Below are 18,039 nucleotides of genomic sequence, written 5' to 3'. Positions count from 1 at the left end.
ACGCCTGACGCAAAATAAAGCCCCCGCCAGTGCTCTGGCGGGGGCTTTTTCATGGGCGACTGGCCCAGATCGATTTCACCGGCACTGTGGCCACCGGCTGACGATTGCGCCACTGATTACCCTCGACCAGACTCACCTCCAGTTGTTTGCGGTCTTTGGAAAAGCTCGCCGTCAGGTACGTCTGTTGAGAGGCGGCACCGCTGAGAAACATCGGCACACTGCCCATGTAGGTCTGGCTGCCACCCTCGCCGTGATAATGGCCAGCAAACATCGCCGTCACCTGATACTTTTCAATCATGTCGCGAAAGCGCTTCTGTTGCTCCCAACTGCCTGCCCAGTCATAGGGTTTGTGCATGTTGATAATGATCGCGTAGCCTTGCGCTCGCGCTATTCGCAAATCATTTTCCAGCCAGTCCAGCGACGGTTTGATGTCGAACGAAGTCGGATTCAGCGCATGGGAAATCTTCACCTGGTAAGTCGGCTCATTATTCAACTGCACCAGGTGGACTTCACCGATATTCTTTGAATACGCCAGGCTGCCGAGATAGTGCTTATTCAAAAAGCTGCCGCTCACTTCAAGATCGAACTCATCGACTTTATCCACGTGATGATCGCGATAATCGACAATGCTGCCCGCCGCACAACTTTCACTAAAACAATCATTCACGTTGTTTTGATAATCATGATTGCCCAACCCATAGAGAAAGTGATCGCCAAAGTATTTGCTCAGCATCGTCCTCATGAAGGAGCGCTGCCAGCCATGACCGAACGCAGTGATGTCGCCGTTGATCATCAACGGTACGCTGGCCTGGCCGCCCATCTCGTTGCGAAACTGCGCAATACTCGCGAACTGATTCTCCACCAGCCATTTCGAGCGTTTTTCAAAATCCGCGCTCGGCTCATCTTCACCACTGTCCGATTTTTCCGTCCACGGGTATTGCGGGTCCGAGGCAAACACCATGTGCTGCGGAACACCCTCATTGGCACTGGCGAGAGAGGTCAGCGATAACAGGTACAGACAAGCGAACAGCTTTTTAACTTCCTTGATTTTCATAACATTCCATTATTGCGTTAACTTTCAAAACACGAACATGCAACTCGCACGCTGCAGAACAGCCACCAAGCTATTCGAAAATAATAAAAAATTAAAAGCCTTCAATTAACTAATTATATTTCTACGTTATTGGCATAGCCGTTGAAATTAATACTTTGAGACACATGTGCGGTGGACGCGTTTCAGCATGCTCTGTAGGGTCTGCCACAGCCCGGTGACCCGCACCGGAGCCACTTCAAGGATGAAGCCGCTATGTTGAGTAACGACAAACATTGTCTTCCGGTTGATCAGCCGCTTACTGAATCTGATCAACCAATTGAATCATTGGAAACAACTGTAGAAACCATTACCGTGACATTCGACAATCCGTCACAACCCGATTCCAAGAGCACCACAAAACGCCATCGAAATACCGGCAGTCTCGACAGCCTGGGCGGCGGCAGGCTGCCCTGAGTCTTGAAGCCACGTATGAATCAACCTGAGCCAGCCTGCGCTTTGTGCGGGGCTGGCTCGACTAATGCCAGCCATGGACCGACCAACGGACGGCTGAGTCCTGTCTTCCTCGATTGCCGCCCCCAAGGCGGAGTAGTAACGTTGCTACATCTGTATTGCGAGAGGTCAACCATGATGGCAATCACCACCATCTCCAGCCGTGAATTCAATCAGGACACCAGCAGCGCCAAAAAAGCTGCGCGTCTGGGTCCAGTGATCATCACAGACCGTGGTAAGGCTTCTCATGTTCTTTTGAGCATTGAGGAATATCAGAAACTGAGCGGCGCAAACACAAGCATTGTCGATTGGTTGGTCATGCCGGAGGCTGCCGACATCGATTTCGAAACCGAGCGCGCAGTCATCATTCATCGTCCCGTGGACCTGTCCTGATGTATTTACTCGACACCCATGTGATTTCCGAACTCCGCAAGCCGCAAGCCGATGCCAATGTGGTCAGTTGGGCCAAAGGCGTCATCGCCCCGCGTCTGTACATTTCCGCCATTACTCTGAAAGAACTGGAAACCGGAGTCCTGCGAATGGAACGGCGTGATCCTGCTCAAGGAAAGCTGTTGCGCAGTTGGCTGACGCGTCACGTCATGCCGGCATTCGAAGCTCGAATCCTGCCGGTTGATGCCGCAGTAGCACTGCGTTGTGCCAGCCTGCATGTGCCCGACCAGGCCAATGAAAGCGATGCATTGATCGCTGCCACGGCCCTGGTGCATGGACTCACGGTGGTCACGCGTAATGTCGATGATTTCCGCTCGAGCGGCGTCGCCGTGATCAATCCGTGGGAACAATGAATTAGCTGCCACTGCAAAACCGTCCATACTCAACAAGTCAATTGATCTGCATCAGGCTTTTCTGCATTCGCTACACCAATAATGCTTTTTTCCCAACGCGACCAAAGGTCGCACCCTTGAGTTAGAGCGACAGGCGTATCATTGCGCCACTGCAACACCCCTTTCTGACCGCGGTCGGCACGTATCGACCGAGGCATTTGTCCACTGCCGTGGGATGCAATGATGAGCAACCAGATTCCGGTACACGACGTCACACCGCCGAGCAAAAACGCGAACAACAGCGTCGACCTTTACGCCTCTCGAGAAAAAATCTACACCCGTGCTTTCACTGGCCTGTTCCGCAATCTGCGGATGATGGGCGGCGCTGCGCTGTTCCTGTTGTATTTCGGTACGGTGTGGCTGAACTGGGGCGGGCATCAGGCGGTGTGGTGGAACCTGCCGGAACGCAAGTTCTTCATCTTCGGCGCCACGTTCTGGCCGCAAGACTTCATCCTGCTGTCTGGCCTGCTGATCATTGCCGCGTTCGGCCTGTTCTTCATCACCGTGTACGCCGGCCGCGTCTGGTGCGGCTACACCTGTCCGCAAAGCGTGTGGACGTGGATTTTCATGTGGTGCGAGAAGGTCACCGAAGGCGATCGCAACCAGCGTATCAAGCTCGATAAAGCGCCAATGAGCGGCAACAAGTTTCTGCGCAAGCTCGCCAAACATTCGCTGTGGCTACTGATCGGTTTCGTCACAGGCATGACCTTCGTCGGCTACTTCTCGCCGATCCGCGAACTGGTGTTCGATTTCTTCACTGGCCAGGCCGATGGCTGGTCGTATTTCTGGGTCGGCTTCTTTACCCTCGCCACCTACGGCAACGCTGGCTGGCTGCGCGAACAGGTGTGCATCTACATGTGCCCGTATGCACGCTTCCAGAGCGTGATGTTCGACAAGGACACCCTGATCGTGTCCTACGACCCGCGTCGCGGCGAAAGCCGTGGCCCGCGCAAGAAAGGTGTCGATTACAAAGCCATGGGCCTGGGCGATTGCATTGACTGCACCATGTGCGTCCAGGTGTGCCCGACCGGTATCGACATCCGCGACGGCCTGCAGATCGAGTGCATCGGTTGCGCTGCGTGCATCGATGCTTGCGACGCGATCATGGACAAGATGGACTACCCGCGCGGCCTCATCAGCTACACCACCGAACACAACCTCTCGGGCCAGAAAACCCATAAACTGCGGCCGCGCCTGATCGGCTATGCGGTGGTGCTGCTGGCGATGATCAGCCTGCTGGTGACCGCATTCTTCATGCGCTCGCTGGTCGGCTTCGACGTCAGCAAGGACCGCGTGCTGTACCGCGAGAACGCCGAAGGCCGGATCGAAAACGTCTACAGCCTGAAGATCATGAACAAGGATCAGCGCGACCACACCTACGTGCTGGAGGCCGCCGGCCTGCCGGATCTGCGCCTGCAAGGCAAACGCGAGATCACGGTCCCGGCCGGCGAAATCTTCAGCATGCCGGTGGAGTTGTCGAGCGCACCGGAACAATTGCCGTCGAGCACCAACGAGGTGAAATTCATCCTCAAGGACGCCGACGACGACAGCGTCCACGTTGAAGCCAAGAGCCGATTCATCGGCCCACAAACCCGTTGAGAGAACTGAACATGCCCGCTGCAAACGCCGCAAGCCCTTGGTACAAGCACCTCTGGCCATGGATCATCATCGGGATCCTGGCCTGCTCGGTGACGTTGACCCTGTCAATGGTGACCATTGCGGTGAACAACCCGGACAATCTGGTCAACGACAACTACTACGAGGCCGGCAAAGGCATCAACCGCTCGCTGGATCGCGAACTGTTGGCGCAGGAGTTGAAGATGCGCGCCAACGTCCATCTGGATGAACTCACCGGCGAAGTCGACCTGCGCCTGAGCGGTGCCAGCCAGCCGAAAACCCTGGAACTGAACCTGATCTCGCCGACCCAGCCGGAGAAGGATCGCAAGATTGTCCTGACCCGCAGTGAAACCGAAGCCGGCCGTTACATCGGCCAGTTGGGCGACAAGGTCGAAGGTCGGCGTTTTGTCGAATTGCTGGGTACTCAGGACGACCACGTGTGGCGCATGTTCGAAGAAGAACAGGTCAGCCATGACAAGGACCTGCTGCTCGGTGACGAACCGTTGCAGGGCGCTGAAGACCAGAAGAAGTAAACCGAACCCTGTAGGAGCTGCCGCAGGCTGCGATCTTTTGATCTTGCTTTGAAAAACAAAATCAAAAGATCGCAGCCTGCGGCAGCTCCTACAAGGATGGTGTTGATTCAGCAGTATTAGCGAATATTCGATGACCACCCCACTCCCCTGCTACCACTGCGCCCTGCCCGTTCCGTCGGGCAGTCGCTTCACCGCCGTCGTGCTCGGGGAATCCCGCGAGTTCTGCTGTCCCGGCTGTCAGGCCGTGGCCGAAGCCATCGTCGCCGGCGGTCTGGAAAGTTACTACCAGCATCGCAGCGAAGCCTCGGCCAACCCCGAAGCCTTGCCGGTGCAATTGACCGATGAACTGGCGCTGTACGACCGCGCCGACGTGCAAAAACCCTTCGTCCGTCACGCGGGCGAACTCGCCGAAACCACGCTGTTGATGGAAGGCATCAGTTGCGCCGCCTGCGGCTGGCTGATCGAGAAACACCTGCGCACTCTGCCGGCAGTGGCTGAGGCACGACTGAATCTGTCCAACCATCGCCTGCATGTGCAATGGGCCGACGCGCAATTGCCGCTGAGCCAGATCCTCGCCGAGCTGCGCCACATCGGTTACGTCGCCCACCCGTATCAGGCCGACCGCGCCAGCGAACAACTGGCCAGCGAAAATCGCCTGGCCCTGCGCCAGCTCGGCGTCGCCGGATTGCTGTGGTTTCAGGCAATGATGGCGACCATGGCCACCTGGCCGGAATTCAACATCGACCTCAGCCCCGAATTGCACACGATCCTGCGCTGGGTCGCGCTATTTCTCACAACACCGATCGTGTTCTATAGCTGCGCGCCGTTCTTCAAGGGCGCGATGCGCGATCTGCGCACCCGCCACCTGACCATGGACGTCTCGGTGTCGCTGGCCATCGGCAGCGCCTACATCGCCGGGATCTGGACCTCGATCACCGGGGTCGGCGAACTGTATTTCGATGCGGTCGGGATGTTTGCGCTGTTCCTGCTCGCCGGGCGATATCTGGAACGCCGTGCCCGCGAGCGCACCGCCGCTGCCACCGCGCAGCTTGTAAACCTGCTGCCGGCCTCGTGCCTGCGTCTCGACACCGACGGCCAAAGCGAACGCATCCTGCTCAGCGAACTGCGCCTGGGTGACCGGGTGCTGGTGCAACCAGGTTCGATCCTGCCGGCGGATGGCAGGATTCTCGATGGCCAGTCAAGCATCGACGAATCGCTGCTGACCGGCGAATACCTGCCGCAACCGCGCACGCTGGGCGATGCGGTCACCGCGGGCACGCTGAATGTCGAGGGCGCGCTCACCGTCGAGGTATTGGCGCTGGGTCAGGACACACGCCTGTCGGCCATCGTCCGCCTGCTCGATCGCGCCCAGGCAGAAAAACCGCGCCTGGCGGAAATCGCCGACCGCGCGGCGCAGTGGTTCCTGCTGTTGTCGCTGATTGCGGCGGCGGCCATCGGCCTGTTGTGGTGGGAACTGGATGCGTCGCGGGCGTTCTGGATCGTCCTGGCGATGCTGGTCGCGACCTGCCCTTGCGCGCTGTCGCTGGCAACCCCGACGGCGTTGACCGCCGCCACCGGCACCCTGCACAAACTCGGCCTGTTGCTGACGCGCGGGCATGTGCTGGAAGGCCTGAACCAGATCGACACGGTGATCTTCGACAAGACCGGCACACTCACCGAAGGCCGCCTGGTCCTGCGCTCGATTCGCCCGCTGGGCACACTCAGCAGCGACCAGTGCCTGAGCCTTGCCGCCGCCCTGGAAAACCGTTCGGAACACCCGATTGCCCGCGCCTTCGGTCGTGCGCCACTGGCCGCTGAAGATGTGCACAGCACGCCGGGACTCGGTCTCGAAGGACGGGTAGGTACACAGCGCTTGCGCATTGGTCAGGCGGAGTTTGTCTGCGCCCTCAGCGGTTCGCCACTGCCGGCGATGCCGGATGAGCCGGGTCAGTGGCTGCTGCTCGGTGATGACTCGGCAGCGCTGGCGTGGTTCGTCCTCGACGATCGCCTGCGCGACGATGCGCCCGCCCTGCTCGCCGCCTGCAAGGCCCGTGGCTGGCGCACATTGCTGCTGTCCGGCGACAGCTCGCCGATGGTCGCCAGCGTCGCCGCCGAACTGGGTATCGACGAGGCCCGTGGCGGTCTGCGTCCGGATGACAAACTGCGCGTGCTGCAACAACTTCATCAGGAAGGACGCAAGGTGTTGATGCTCGGTGACGGGGTCAACGACGTGCCGGTGCTGGCCGCTGCCGACATCAGCGTGGCCATGGGTTCGGCCACCGATCTGGCGAAAACCAGTGCCGACGCGGTGCTGCTGTCCAACCGCCTCGACGCGCTGGTGCACGCCTTCACGTTAGCGCGCAGAACCCGTCGGGTAATCATCGAGAACCTGCTGTGGGCGGCGCTGTACAATGGCCTCATGTTGCCGTTCGCCGCCCTCGGCTGGATCACCCCGGTGTGGGCCGCCGTCGGCATGTCGATCAGTTCGTTGACCGTGGTGCTCAACGCCCTGCGCCTGACTCGCCTGCCGAGCGCGCCGGTTGCCGGCACCCGTTCAGAAACCCGCCCGTTGCCGGCTTGAGCCGCGCGGGCCTGGAGTACCGATGCCAGCTCTTTACGTGATGATCCCCGCCGCCCTGCTGATCGTGGCCATCGCTGTGTACATCTTCTTCTGGGCGGTGGACAGCGGCCAGTACGACGACCTTGATGGCCCGGCCCACAGCATCCTGTTCGATGATCAGGACCCGAACCACACCGCCGCCGTCGACGAAGCCAAATCCGACAAACCGCAGGACAAGGCGCCACCCCATGCTTGAGCTTGCGCCTCTCCTGGTGTCTGCGCTGATCCTCGGCCTGCTCGGTGGCGGGCATTGCCTGGGCATGTGCGGCGGCCTGATGGGCGCGCTGACCCTGGCGATTCCCAAGGAACAGCGCAGCCGACGCTTTCGTCTGCTGCTGGCGTACAACCTCGGACGGATCCTCAGTTACGCGACGGCCGGTTTGCTGATCGGGCTGGCTGGCTGGGCGGTGGCGAACAGTCCGGCGGCGATGTTCATGCGTATTCTCGCCGGGTTGCTGTTGATTGCCATGGGCCTGTATCTGGCCGGCTGGTGGAGCGGCCTGACCCGTATCGAAAGCCTTGGCCGTGGCTTGTGGCGTTACATTCAGCCGGTGGCCAACCGCTTGCTGCCGGTGTCGAGTTTGCCCCGCGCCCTGCTGCTCGGCGCACTGTGGGGCTGGCTGCCGTGCGGACTGGTTTACAGCACGCTGCTGTGGTCGGCGAGCCAGGGCAATGCGCTGGACAGTGCGTTGTTGATGCTGGCGTTCGGGCTGGGCACGTGGCCGGTGCTGCTCGCGACAGGGCTGGCTGCCGAGCGGGTGACGGCGTTGCTGCGCAAACGCAGCGTGCGCGTGGCCGGGGGCTTGCTGGTGATTGTGTTCGGGATCTGGACCCTTCCTGGCCCCCACCAACATTGGCTGATGGGTCACTGATCCGATCAAAGCCCTGAGAAGATCCATTGTGGTGAGGGGATTTATCCCGATGGGGTGCGAAGCGCCCCTGCATTCTTCCATTCATACATTGCAAACAGGTTTACGACTGCTTCGCAGTCGATCGGGGATAAATCCCCTCACCACAAAGCAGTCACTAATCCGCCGTTGATGCAAATCAAGAGCCCCCGCGCCGCACCCCGATAGACTCGCCACACTGCCAGCCTATCCGGGGGAATGCCCGCATGCTCGACGCCATTCGTTGGGACACTGATCTGATCCGCCGCTACGACCTGGCGGGGCCGCGCTACACCTCGTACCCGACGGCCGTGCAATTCAACAGTCAGGTCGGCACCTTCGACCTGTTTCACGCCCTGCGCGAAAGTCGCAAGGCGCTGCGCCCATTGTCGCTGTACGTGCACGTGCCGTTCTGCGCAAATATTTGCTACTACTGCGCCTGCAACAAGGTCATCACCAAGGATCGCGGGCGGGCACAGCCGTATCTGCAACGCCTGGAACAGGAAATCCAGTTGATTGCCTGTCACCTGGAACCGGCGCAGAAAGTCGAGCAGTTGCACTTCGGCGGCGGCACCCCGACCTTCCTCAGCCATGACGAGCTGCGGCAGTTGATGGCGCACCTGCGCAAACACTTCAATCTGCTGGATGATGACTCCGGCGACTACGGCATCGAGATCGATCCGCGCGAGGCCGACTGGTCGACCATGGGCCTGTTGCGCGAACTCGGCTTCAACCGGGTCAGCATCGGCCTGCAAGACCTCGACCCGGCGGTGCAACGGGCGGTCAATCGCCTGCAGAGCCTGGAAGAAACCCGCGCAGTGATCGACGCGGCGCGCACCCTGCAGTTTCGCTCGATCAACATCGACCTGATCTACGGCCTGCCGAAGCAGACTCCGGAAAATTTCGCGCGAACCGTCGAGGAAGTCATCAGCCTGCAACCGGACCGGCTCTCGGTATTCAACTATGCGCACCTGCCGGAGCGCTTCATGCCACAGCGGCGGATCAACAGCCAGGAGCTGCCAAGCCCTGCGCAAAAACTGCAAATGCTCCAGCGCACCATCGAACAACTGACCGCCGCCGGTTATCGCTACATCGGCATGGATCACTTTGCCCTGCCCGACGATGAGTTGGCGATTGCCCAGGAAGAACAGACCCTGCAGCGCAATTTCCAGGGCTACACCACTCACGGCCATTGCGACCTGATTGGTCTGGGGGTGTCGGCGATCAGCCAGATCGGCGATCTTTACTGCCAGAACAACAGCGATCTGAACCAGTACCAAAACACCCTCGCCGCCGCGCAACTGGCGACCAGCCGGGGCCTGGTGTGCAATGCCGACGATCGCCTGCGCCGCGCGGTGATCCAGCAACTGATCTGCAATTTCAGCCTGGAATTCGCCGAAATCGAGCAAGCGTTCAACATCGACTTTCAGGGCTATTTTGGCGCACTGTGGCCGCAACTGCAGGGCATGGCCAACGACGGGCTGATCAAGCTGGAGCGCGAGCGCATCGAAGTGTTGCCGGCCGGACGCCTGCTGGTGCGCTCGGTGTGCATGGTGTTCGACGCGTACCTGGAACAACAGAACCGTCAGCGTTTCTCGCGGGTGATCTGAAACGCCCTGCTCATGAACCCAATGTATCGCGAACGCCCCGTGTCTTTGTTTGCCCTGCGGCCTTATGCCCGCAGGGCAATCTCGCCCCAGACTGGCCTGAATGTCCTCCCGTGGGTTACCCTTACGGCTTATGTGTGTTTTCCCACAAGGATTTAAGAAATGTCCGAGCCAGTCAAACTGCGCGCTCACAACCAGGCCCATTGCAAGGATTGCAGCCTGGCTCCTCTCTGCCTGCCACTTTCTCTGAATCTGGAAGACATGGATGCGCTGGACGAAATCGTTAAACGTGGTCGCCCGTTGAAAAAGGGTGAGTTCCTGTTCCGCCAGGGTGACACCTTCGATTCCGTTTATGCAGTACGCTCCGGCGCCCTGAAGACCTTCAGCCTGAGCGACACCGGCGAAGAACAGCTCACCGGTTTCCACCTGCCGAGCGAACTGGTCGGCCTGTCCGGCATGGACACCGAGAAACATCCAGTGTCGGCCCAAGCGCTGGAAACTACCTCGGTCTGTGAAATCCCTTTCGAACGCCTCGACGAACTGGCCCTGCAACTGCCGCAGCTGCGCCGGCAACTGATGCGGGTGATGAGCCGCGAGATCCGTGACGATCAGCAAATGATGCTGTTGCTGTCGAAGAAAACCGCCGACGAGCGCATCGCCACGTTCCTGGTCAACCTGTCGGCCCGCTTCCGCGCTCGCGGGTTCTCGGCCAACCAGTTCCGCCTGAGCATGTCGCGCAACGAAATCGGCAATTACCTGGGCCTGGCGGTGGAAACCGTGTCGCGGGTGTTCACGCGCTTCCAGCAGAACGAACTGATCGCCGCCGAGGGCAAGGAGATCCACATCCTCGACCCGATCCAGCTCTGCGCCCTGGCCGGCGGCTCGCTGGAAGGCTGATCTCGATCCGCGGTTGAGCGAAGCGTTTCAGCCGCGGGTATACTGCGCCGTTTGCAGCCCTGCCAGGACACCTCGACGATGGTCTTCGACTCCTTCGACATCAAATCCCTGATCCGCCCCGTGATCGACTTCCCGAAACCGGGCGTGATCTTTCGCGACATCACCCCGCTGTTCCAGTCGCCCAAGGCCCTGCGCCTGGTGATGGACAGCTTCGCCCACCGCTATGTGGAAGCCGACTTCACCCACATCGGCGCGATGGATGCGCGCGGCTTCCTGATCGGTTCGGTGCTGGCCTACCAGTTGAACAAGCCGCTGGTGCTGTTCCGCAAGCAGGGCAAACTGCCCGCAGACGTGCTGGCCGAAGGTTACGCAACCGAGTACGGCGAAGCGTTCCTCGAAGTCCACGCCGACAGCCTGTGCGAAGGTGATTCGGTGGTGATGTTCGATGACCTGATTGCCACCGGTGGCACGCTGATCGCAGCGGCCAACCTGATCCGCCGCATGGGCGCACGGGTGCATGAGGCGGCGGCGATTATCGATCTGCCGGAGCTTGGCGGTTCGCAGCGTCTGGAAGACATGGGCATCCCGACTTTCTGTCTGACGCAGTTTGCTTTGACCGATAAATAGTAAAGATCAAAAGATCGCAGCCTTCGGCAGCTCCTACAAGGGATGTGCGTTTCCCTGTAGGAGCTGCCGAAGGCTGCGATCTTTTGCTTTTAAAGCCCCATCTGCTTGCTGATGATTTCGTTCATCACTTCCCGCGTCCCGCCGCCGATCGACAGAATGCGGTTATCCCGATACAGCCGCTCCACCAGGCTCTCGCGCATGTAACCCAGGCCACCGAGGATCTGCACCGCTTCGCGGGTGATCCGGTCCGAGGTGTCCGTGGCGACGTTCTTGGCCATGGAAATCTCCTTGATCACGCTCTGCCCCGCCGCCATTTTCGCCGCTTGCCGATAAGTGAACTCGCGCGATACTTCCAGCGCCGTGGCCATTTCGGCCAACCGATGTTTGATCACCTGAAACTTGCCGATCGGCTTGCCGAATGCCTCACGCTCGCGTGCCCATTTCAGCGCTTCTTCGAGGGCGAGCTGCGAGGTCATGTTGGCCATCAACGCCAGCGCCAGCCGTTCGCTCTGGAAATTGCCCATGATGCAGGCAAAACCCATGTTCTCGGCGCCGATCAGATTGCCCACAGGCACCCGGCAATTGTCGAAAAACAGCTCAGCGGTGTCCGAGGCCCACCAGCCCATTTTTTTCAACTGGCGGCCGACGGTGAAGCCGGGGGTGCCCTTCTCGATCAACAGCAGGCTGACGCCGCCGAAACCCGGCGCTCCGGTGCGCACGGCGACGGTATAGAAGTCGGCGCGTACGCCACTGGTAATGAAGGTCTTGCTGCCGCTGACCCGGTAGACGTCGCCGTCACGCACGGCGCGGGTTTGCAGGTTGGCGACGTCGGAACCCCCGCCGGGCTCGGTAATCGCCAACGCACTGATTTTCTCGCCGCTGAGCACTTGCGGCACGACACGCTCGCGCACCTCGGGCCGGGCCCATTTGACGATCGGTGGCAGGCCGATATCCAGCGAACCGAGGCCGGCGACCAGACCACCGGAACCGCAGCGCATCAGTTCTTCGCTGGCGGCAACCTTGGCGAACAGATCACCTTCGTGGCTGCCACCCAGCGCTTCGGGATAACCGATGCCAAGAATCCCCGCCGCCCCGGCCTTCAGGTACAGCTCACGGGGAAAGCCTTCGGCTTCTTCCCACGCGTCAATGTCTGGCAGGATCTCGCGCTCGACGAAACGTCTGACGCTGTCGCGAACCATTTGGTGGCTGGGGTCGAAGTATTCCTGGAAGGCAGGCATCGGCGAACTCCATCGAAGGGTTGGCCGACGTTAACCGAGCGCTTGCTTGGTTTTCAACACAATTGTGTGAATCAGCCAAATCGAGGTGCGCCCATCGCTGGCAAGCCAGCTCCCACAGGTTTCTTTAGTGTGCACAACATTTGTGAACGACCGAAATCACTGTGGGAGCTGGCTTGCCAGCGATGGGGCCAGATCAGGCGATACACCTGTCAGAGGGAAATCGGCTTACGCCCGGCAAACGAATGCGCCAGCGTCCCGCCATCCACCAGCTCCAACTCCCCCCCCAGCGGCACACCGTGGGCAATCCGCGAGGCGATCAGGCCTTTGTTGCTGAGCAGTTGAGCGATGTAATGCGCGGTCGCCTCCCCCTCCACCGTCGGGTTGGTGGCGAGGATGACTTCGGTAAAGGTGCCAGCCTCTTCGATGCGCGTCATCAACTGCGGAATACCGATGGCTTCCGGCCCCAGACCGTCGAGCGGCGACAGGTGGCCCTTGAGCACGAAGTAGCGTCCACGGAAACCGGTCTGCTCCACCGCATAGACGTCCATCGGCCCTTCCACCACGCACAGCAGCGTGTCGTCGCGGCGCGTGTCGGCGCATTGCGGGCACAGATCGTCTTCGGTCAGCGTGCGGCACTGACGGCAGTGACCCACCCCTTCCATGGCCTGGCTCAAAGCCTGGGCCAGGCGCGTGCCGCCGCTGCGGTCACGTTCGAGCAACTGCAACGCCATGCGCTGGGCGGTTTTCTGACCCACGCCGGGCAAGGTGCGCAGGGCGTCGATCAGTTGGCGAATCAAAGGGCTGAAGCTCATGGGTAAAAAGTCCGACAAAACAACGAGACGCGGTTTATACCCGCGCCTCCGGCCAGCGTCAAATGCTCAGTCCTGGGCGACCTTCACCACCAGTTTGCCGAAGTTGCGCCCCTCCAGCAGACCGATAAACGCCTCGGGCGCCTGCTCCAGACCTTCCACCACGTCTTCGCGGAATTTCACCTTGCCGTCGCGCACCCACGGCACCATGTGGCTGATGAACTCCGGCTGACGGTCGCCGTAGTCATCAAACACGATGAAGCCCTGAATCCGCACACGCTTGGTCAGCAACGTACGCTGCAGCATCGGCAGGCGATCCGGACCTTGCGGCGCTTCAGTGGCGTTGTAACCGGCAATCAGCCCGCACAGCGGAATGCGCGCCTTGGGATTGAGCAGCGGCACCACCGCATCGAACACATGCCCGCCCACGTTTTCATAATAGATATCGATGCCGTTCGGGCAGGCTTTGGCCAGTTGCTCGGCAAAGTCCGGCGCCTTGTGATCGATGCAGGCATCGAAACCCAGCTCCTCGACCACGTATTGGCATTTGTCGGCACCACCGGCCACACCCACGGCGCGCAGGCCTTTGATTTTTGCCACTTGACCCACCACCGAGCCGACGGCGCCGGACGCAGCTGCGACGACAAGCGTTTCACCTTCTTTCGGCTGACCGATGTCGATCAGCCCCATGTACGCAGTCATACCCGGCATGCCCAACACGCCAAGCGCCATCGACGGACTCGGCAGGCCGGACGGGATCGGCATGATGTTGCGCCCATCGCTGATGCTGTGGCTCTGCCAGCCGGTGAGGCCGACCACCAGATCGCCTTGGTGGAATTTCGGATGACGCGAATCCTCGACTCGGCTGACAGCACCACCGGTCATCACTTCGCCGATTTGTACCGGCGCGGCGTAGGACGGTGCGTCACTCATGCGTCCGCGCATGTAAGGGTCCAGCGACAGGTACAGGGTCTTGAGCAGCACCTGGCCATCTTCGAGATCCGGCAACGCTTCGCGCTCCAGACGGAAGTTTTCCGGAGTCGGCGCGCCGACCGGGCGCGAGGCGAGGACGAAGCGTTGATTGAGGGTCAGAGGGTCGGACATGTCAGCGTCTCCTGTGAATGATGAATTCGGGGGTATAGGGAGCAGACCTTGGTGACATCACAGCGTTCGATGTTTCTACTAGACGCCTGTGGCGAGGGAGCTTGCTCCCGCTGGAGTGCGAAGCGCTCCCCCAGCTTCCTTTCAGGTATACGGGGTTTTCAGGGTTTACGACGACTTCGTCGCCGAGCGGGAGCAAGCTCCCTCGCCACAAACGAACACCGAACGCCCCAGAGACGGAAAAAAAAATGCCAGGCGCGATGCCTGGCATTTTGTGTAGCTCATCCAACCCGCGTTGGCGAATCAGAATGGCAGTTTCATCCCCGCTGGCAGGTTCATGCCGGCGGTCATGCTGCCCATTTTTTCCTGGCTGTTGGCTTCGATCTTGCGCACGGCGTCGTTGACGGCGGCGGCGACCACGGCTTCGAGCATTTCCTTGTCGTCTTCGCTCAGGCCTTCAACCAGGCTTGGGTCGATGCTGACGCTTTTCACGTCGTGACGACCGGTCATGACCACGGTGACCATATCGCCACCGGCCTTGCCAGTGACTTCGGCGTTGGCCAGTTCTTCCTGCATCTTGGCCATTTTTTCCTGCATCTGCTGCGCCTGCTTCATCAGGCCGGCCATGCCACCTTTCATCATGGGAATCACCTCAAAAGTACTTGGATCAAAACAGCGCCCGGCGCTTAACGCCGAACGCCCTCAGTTATTAGCCTTGGGCGACCAAGGCATCGACAGGTTCAATAGTATCGTGTCGCACCACCGCACCGAACTGCTGGACCATCTGCTGGATGAACGGATCGCCGTGGATCGATTCCTCCGCCTCGCGCTGACGGTTGGCCCGACGCCGCGAAGCAGCTTGCGCCGGGGTTTCCTGCTCGGGCTTGATCAGCTCGATGGTCAGGCTCAGCGTGCGACCGTGGAACTGGTTCAACGCGTCGTTCAGACGCCGTTGTTGCGTGGCGTTGAACAGTGCGCTGTGCGCCGGGTCCAGGTGCATCAGCCAATGGTCGCCATCGACCGCGATCAGCGTGCAGTTGGCGGCGATGCTGCCGGTCATGCCGGAGATCGGCAGTTGCGGGAACAGCTCCAGCCATTGCAACGCCAGACCGGTGGCCGGCGCGGCGGCAGGCTCCGGCTCGGGTTCCGGGGCTGGCTCGGCGGTGTGCTCGCTGGCCAGGTCGTCGAGGTAGCTGTAGGCCGAATCCATGTCCGGTTCGATGTAGTCTTCGTCCAGCGGCGGCTCATCGTCGAGGTCCATGCCCGGCGTGGCGGCATCAACGTCGGCGACCGACGGTTCGGGAATCGGCGCAGCGGCCCACTCGGGCGCGTCCGGCACCACGCTGTCCGGGGTCGGCAGCGGCATCGGCGGCAATTCGGGCTGCTCGCTGGCGGTTTCCAGCACCGGCTCGACGGCCGGCTGCTGCACAGGCGCGGGTTCCGGCTCAGGTTCGACCGGATCGTTCCACGGCAGGTCGACCACTGCTTCGGCGACTGGCTCTGGTTCCGGCGCAGGTGCCGGCACGGCGACCACCACAGGCGCTGGCTCCGGAACCGGCGCAGCAACCGCCGCTGGCGTTGGCGCAACGGCCGCAGCGACTACCGGCGCAGGCTTGGGCGCGGCAGCCACGGAGTTTGCGGAATCAACTGTGGCCTGGCTGATCCCCACTGGCTTTAGCGGTTGCCTCGGGGCGTCCGCGGTGTCGGCGGGCCGGAAGGCCAGCATCCGCAGCAGCACCATCTCGAAACCGCCACGCGGGTCCGGCGCCAGCGGCAAGTCGCGGCGGCCGATCAGGCCCATCTGGTAATAGAACTGCACGTCTTCGGCCGGCAGCGCCTGAGCCAAAGCCAATACGCGGTCACGGTCGCCATGACCGTTGTCGACACCTTCAGGCAAGGCCTGGGCAATGGCGACACGGTGCAGCACGTTGAGCATTTCCGAGAGTACACCATTCCAGTCCGGGCCCTGCTCGGCCAGGTGGCGCACGGCTTCGAGCAACGCCTTGGCGTCGCCTTCGATCAGTGCATGCAGCACGTCGAAGACCTGGCCGTGATCCAGCGTGCCGAGCATCGCCCGCACATCGGCGGCCAATACCTTGCCTTCACCGAAGGCGATGGCCTGGTCGGTCAGGCTCATGGCGTCACGCATCGAGCCATCGGCGGCGCGGCCCAGCAGCCACAGCGCGTCGTCTTCGAACGGCACGTTTTCGGCGCCGAGGACGTGGGTCAAATGCTCGACCACGCGCTCGGGCGTCATGTTCTTCAAGGAGAACTGCAGGCAGCGCGACAAAATCGTTGCCGGAAGTTTCTGCGGATCCGTGGTCGCGAGGATGAACTTGACGTACGGCGGCGGCTCTTCGAGGGTTTTCAGCAGCGCATTGAAGGAATGGCTGGAGAGCATGTGCACTTCGTCGATCAGGTAGACCTTGAAGCGCCCGCGGCTCGGCGCGTACTGCACATTATCGAGCAGCTCGCGGGTGTCCTCGACCTTGGTCCGGCTCGCGGCGTCGATCTCGATCAGGTCGACGAAGCGCCCTTCATCGATCTCGCGGCACACCGAACACTCGCCGCAGGGGCTGGAAGTGATACCTGTCTCACAGTTCAGGCATTTGGCAATGATCCGCGCAATGGTGGTCTTGCCGACCCCGCGGGTACCGGTGAACAGGTACGCGTGGTGCAGCCGCTGGCTGTCCAAGGCATTGATCAGAGCCTTGAGCACATGGGTCTGGCCGACCATTTCGCGGAACGAGCGCGGACGCCATTTACGTGCAAGAACCTGATAACTCATCGAAAACCGTCGCAACGAAGGAAGCTGAAGCGGCTAATGCTAGCGGAGCAAGGGCAAAATTGCATCCGGTGTGCTCGTCTAATCTGGCTAAGCTGCTGTTGGCGAGGAAATTTCGCTCGTGGTCGGGACTCATCGGAGCATTTATGCGTTGGGCCTTGGGAGCTTTGTTGGGGATCAGTCTGAGCGTGAACGCCGCCGAACCGCCGCTGCGCTTCGTCGTGGCCGACAGCTGGGCGATGCCCATGGTGCAAATCGAGCACGGCCGCCCCACCCAGGGCATTCTCCACGACATCATGCTCAGCCTGGCAACGCAGGTCGGCGTGCCGGCCGAATTCCATGTGCTGCCGCGCGCCCGGGTGCAGAACGCCATGGAACACGGTGAAGTCGACGTGCGCTGCTATGCCGCACAATCATGGTTGCCGAATCAGTCCGGAGACTACATCTGGAGCCTCCCGCTGCTGTTCCAGCGCGATCTGCTGATCAGCCGCGACAATCAACCGCTCCACGTCGATCCCGCCCGCCTGCCCCGGCAATCGATCGGCACCGTGCTCGGCTACACCTACCCGACTCTGCAACCGCTGTTCGACGCCGACCACCTGCAACGCGACGACGCGCGCAATCAGGAACAAGTGCTGGAAAAACTCCTGGCCGGGCGTTATCGCTATGCGGTGAGCAATCAATGGACACTGGACTGGTTCAATCAGCGCCTGCTGCCCACGCAGCAACTGCAGAGGGTGGCGGTGCTGCAAGAACAGCATGTCGGCTGCTATGTGAGGAATGATCCGCAGGTGCCGGTGCAGCGAATTCTGCGCACGTTGCTGCGGATGAAAATGTCGGGGGAGATTGATGACATCATCCGGTTGTATACCGGATCCTCGGAAACCACCCCATAACCCCTTTTTATGGGGAGATATTTCCCACAGAGAATTA

General features: G+C 60.8%; 18 protein-coding genes. 12 read left to right on the top strand and 6 right to left on the bottom strand.

Annotated features, from left to right (window positions below):
• Window positions 1-49: 49 nt before the first annotated feature.
• Window positions 50-1,054: a metallophosphoesterase gene (locus tag HXW87_RS13240; protein ID WP_095667067.1), complete on the bottom strand. Its 1,005-nt coding sequence runs from the start codon at window positions 1,052-1,054 to the stop codon at window positions 50-52.
• 252 nt (window positions 1,055-1,306) lie between these two features.
• On the opposite strand from HXW87_RS13240, the gene HXW87_RS13235 reads away from it, so the two are divergent.
• The 11 genes from HXW87_RS13235 (at window position 1,307) to HXW87_RS13185 (ending at window position 11,173) form a co-directional block, all read left to right on the top strand.
• Window positions 1,307-1,507, top strand: coding sequence for a hypothetical protein (locus tag HXW87_RS13235; protein ID WP_239779031.1), 201 nt, complete (start codon window positions 1,307-1,309; stop codon window positions 1,505-1,507).
• 174 nt (window positions 1,508-1,681) lie between these two features.
• Window positions 1,682-1,936: a type II toxin-antitoxin system Phd/YefM family antitoxin gene (locus tag HXW87_RS13230; RefSeq protein WP_041067899.1), complete on the top strand. Its 255-nt coding sequence runs from the start codon at window positions 1,682-1,684 to the stop codon at window positions 1,934-1,936.
• The gene (locus tag HXW87_RS13225) at window positions 1,936-2,346 is read left to right on the top strand and encodes a type II toxin-antitoxin system VapC family toxin (protein ID WP_239779030.1); all 411 of its coding nucleotides are present in this window, start codon (window positions 1,936-1,938) and stop codon (window positions 2,344-2,346) included. Before HXW87_RS13230 ends, HXW87_RS13225 begins: the two co-directional genes overlap by 1 nt.
• 222 nt (window positions 2,347-2,568) lie before the next feature.
• Entirely contained in the window at window positions 2,569-3,984 is a 1,416-nt protein-coding gene (ccoG, locus tag HXW87_RS13220; RefSeq protein ID WP_047293085.1) for a cytochrome c oxidase accessory protein CcoG, read from the top strand.
• An 11-nt stretch (window positions 3,985-3,995) separates the two neighbouring features.
• Window positions 3,996-4,535: a FixH family protein gene (locus HXW87_RS13215; RefSeq protein WP_095667071.1), complete on the top strand. Its 540-nt coding sequence runs from the start codon at window positions 3,996-3,998 to the stop codon at window positions 4,533-4,535.
• Between the two features lie 130 nt (window positions 4,536-4,665).
• On the top strand, window positions 4,666-7,116 hold the full coding sequence (locus tag HXW87_RS13210; RefSeq protein WP_239779029.1) for a heavy metal translocating P-type ATPase: 2,451 nt from the start codon (window positions 4,666-4,668) through the stop codon (window positions 7,114-7,116).
• Window positions 7,117-7,138: 22 nt separating this feature from the next.
• Window positions 7,139-7,351: a cbb3-type cytochrome oxidase assembly protein CcoS gene (gene ccoS / locus HXW87_RS13205; protein WP_025110359.1), complete on the top strand. Its 213-nt coding sequence runs from the start codon at window positions 7,139-7,141 to the stop codon at window positions 7,349-7,351.
• Window positions 7,344-8,027 carry a sulfite exporter TauE/SafE family protein gene (locus tag HXW87_RS13200; RefSeq protein ID WP_121184540.1) on the top strand — a complete coding sequence of 228 codons (684 nt, stop codon included), beginning with the start codon at window positions 7,344-7,346 and terminating at the stop codon, window positions 8,025-8,027. Before ccoS ends, HXW87_RS13200 begins: the two co-directional genes overlap by 8 nt.
• A 242-nt stretch (window positions 8,028-8,269) precedes the next feature.
• Complete coding sequence (hemN, locus tag HXW87_RS13195; protein WP_047293078.1) at window positions 8,270-9,652, top strand: oxygen-independent coproporphyrinogen III oxidase; 1,383 nt, start codon at window positions 8,270-8,272, stop codon at window positions 9,650-9,652.
• Between the two features lie 159 nt (window positions 9,653-9,811).
• Window positions 9,812-10,546, top strand: a complete 735-nt coding sequence (fnr, locus tag HXW87_RS13190; protein ID WP_025110355.1) for a fumarate/nitrate reduction transcriptional regulator Fnr — start codon at window positions 9,812-9,814, stop codon at window positions 10,544-10,546.
• A 78-nt stretch (window positions 10,547-10,624) separates the two neighbouring features.
• Window positions 10,625-11,173, top strand: a complete 549-nt coding sequence (locus HXW87_RS13185) for an adenine phosphoribosyltransferase (protein WP_003223345.1) — start codon at window positions 10,625-10,627, stop codon at window positions 11,171-11,173.
• A gap of 89 nt (window positions 11,174-11,262) precedes the next feature.
• On the opposite strand, the gene HXW87_RS13180 is transcribed toward HXW87_RS13185, so the two are convergent.
• The 5 genes from HXW87_RS13180 to dnaX all read right to left on the bottom strand — a co-directional run bounded on the left by HXW87_RS13180 (window position 11,263) and on the right by dnaX (window position 17,109).
• The gene (locus HXW87_RS13180) at window positions 11,263-12,411 is read right to left on the bottom strand and encodes an acyl-CoA dehydrogenase family protein (protein WP_239779028.1); all 1,149 of its coding nucleotides are present in this window, start codon (window positions 12,409-12,411) and stop codon (window positions 11,263-11,265) included.
• Between the two features lie 209 nt (window positions 12,412-12,620).
• A complete protein-coding gene (gene recR, locus HXW87_RS13175; protein ID WP_121184536.1) occupies window positions 12,621-13,223 on the bottom strand; it encodes a recombination mediator RecR in 603 nt (200 codons plus the stop codon).
• A gap of 66 nt (window positions 13,224-13,289) precedes the next feature.
• The gene (locus HXW87_RS13170; protein WP_121184534.1) at window positions 13,290-14,324 is read right to left on the bottom strand and encodes an NADP-dependent oxidoreductase; all 1,035 of its coding nucleotides are present in this window, start codon (window positions 14,322-14,324) and stop codon (window positions 13,290-13,292) included.
• A 300-nt stretch (window positions 14,325-14,624) separates the two neighbouring features.
• On the bottom strand, window positions 14,625-14,963 hold the full coding sequence (locus tag HXW87_RS13165; protein WP_003223337.1) for a YbaB/EbfC family nucleoid-associated protein: 339 nt from the start codon (window positions 14,961-14,963) through the stop codon (window positions 14,625-14,627).
• Between the two features lie 67 nt (window positions 14,964-15,030).
• Window positions 15,031-17,109: a DNA polymerase III subunit gamma/tau gene (gene dnaX / locus HXW87_RS13160; protein ID WP_239779027.1), complete on the bottom strand. Its 2,079-nt coding sequence runs from the start codon at window positions 17,107-17,109 to the stop codon at window positions 15,031-15,033.
• 143 nt (window positions 17,110-17,252) lie between these two features.
• Between dnaX and HXW87_RS13155 the strand changes: the two genes are divergently transcribed.
• A complete protein-coding gene (locus HXW87_RS13155) occupies window positions 17,253-18,002 on the top strand; it encodes a transporter substrate-binding domain-containing protein (protein ID WP_239779026.1) in 750 nt (249 codons plus the stop codon).
• Window positions 18,003-18,039: the final 37 nt, after the last annotated feature.

Source organism: Pseudomonas sp. Y5-11 (assembly GCF_022368695.1).
GTDB lineage: Bacteria > Pseudomonadota > Gammaproteobacteria > Pseudomonadales > Pseudomonadaceae > Aquipseudomonas > Aquipseudomonas parakoreensis.
This window is presented reverse-complemented; position numbering and strand designations above follow the sequence as displayed.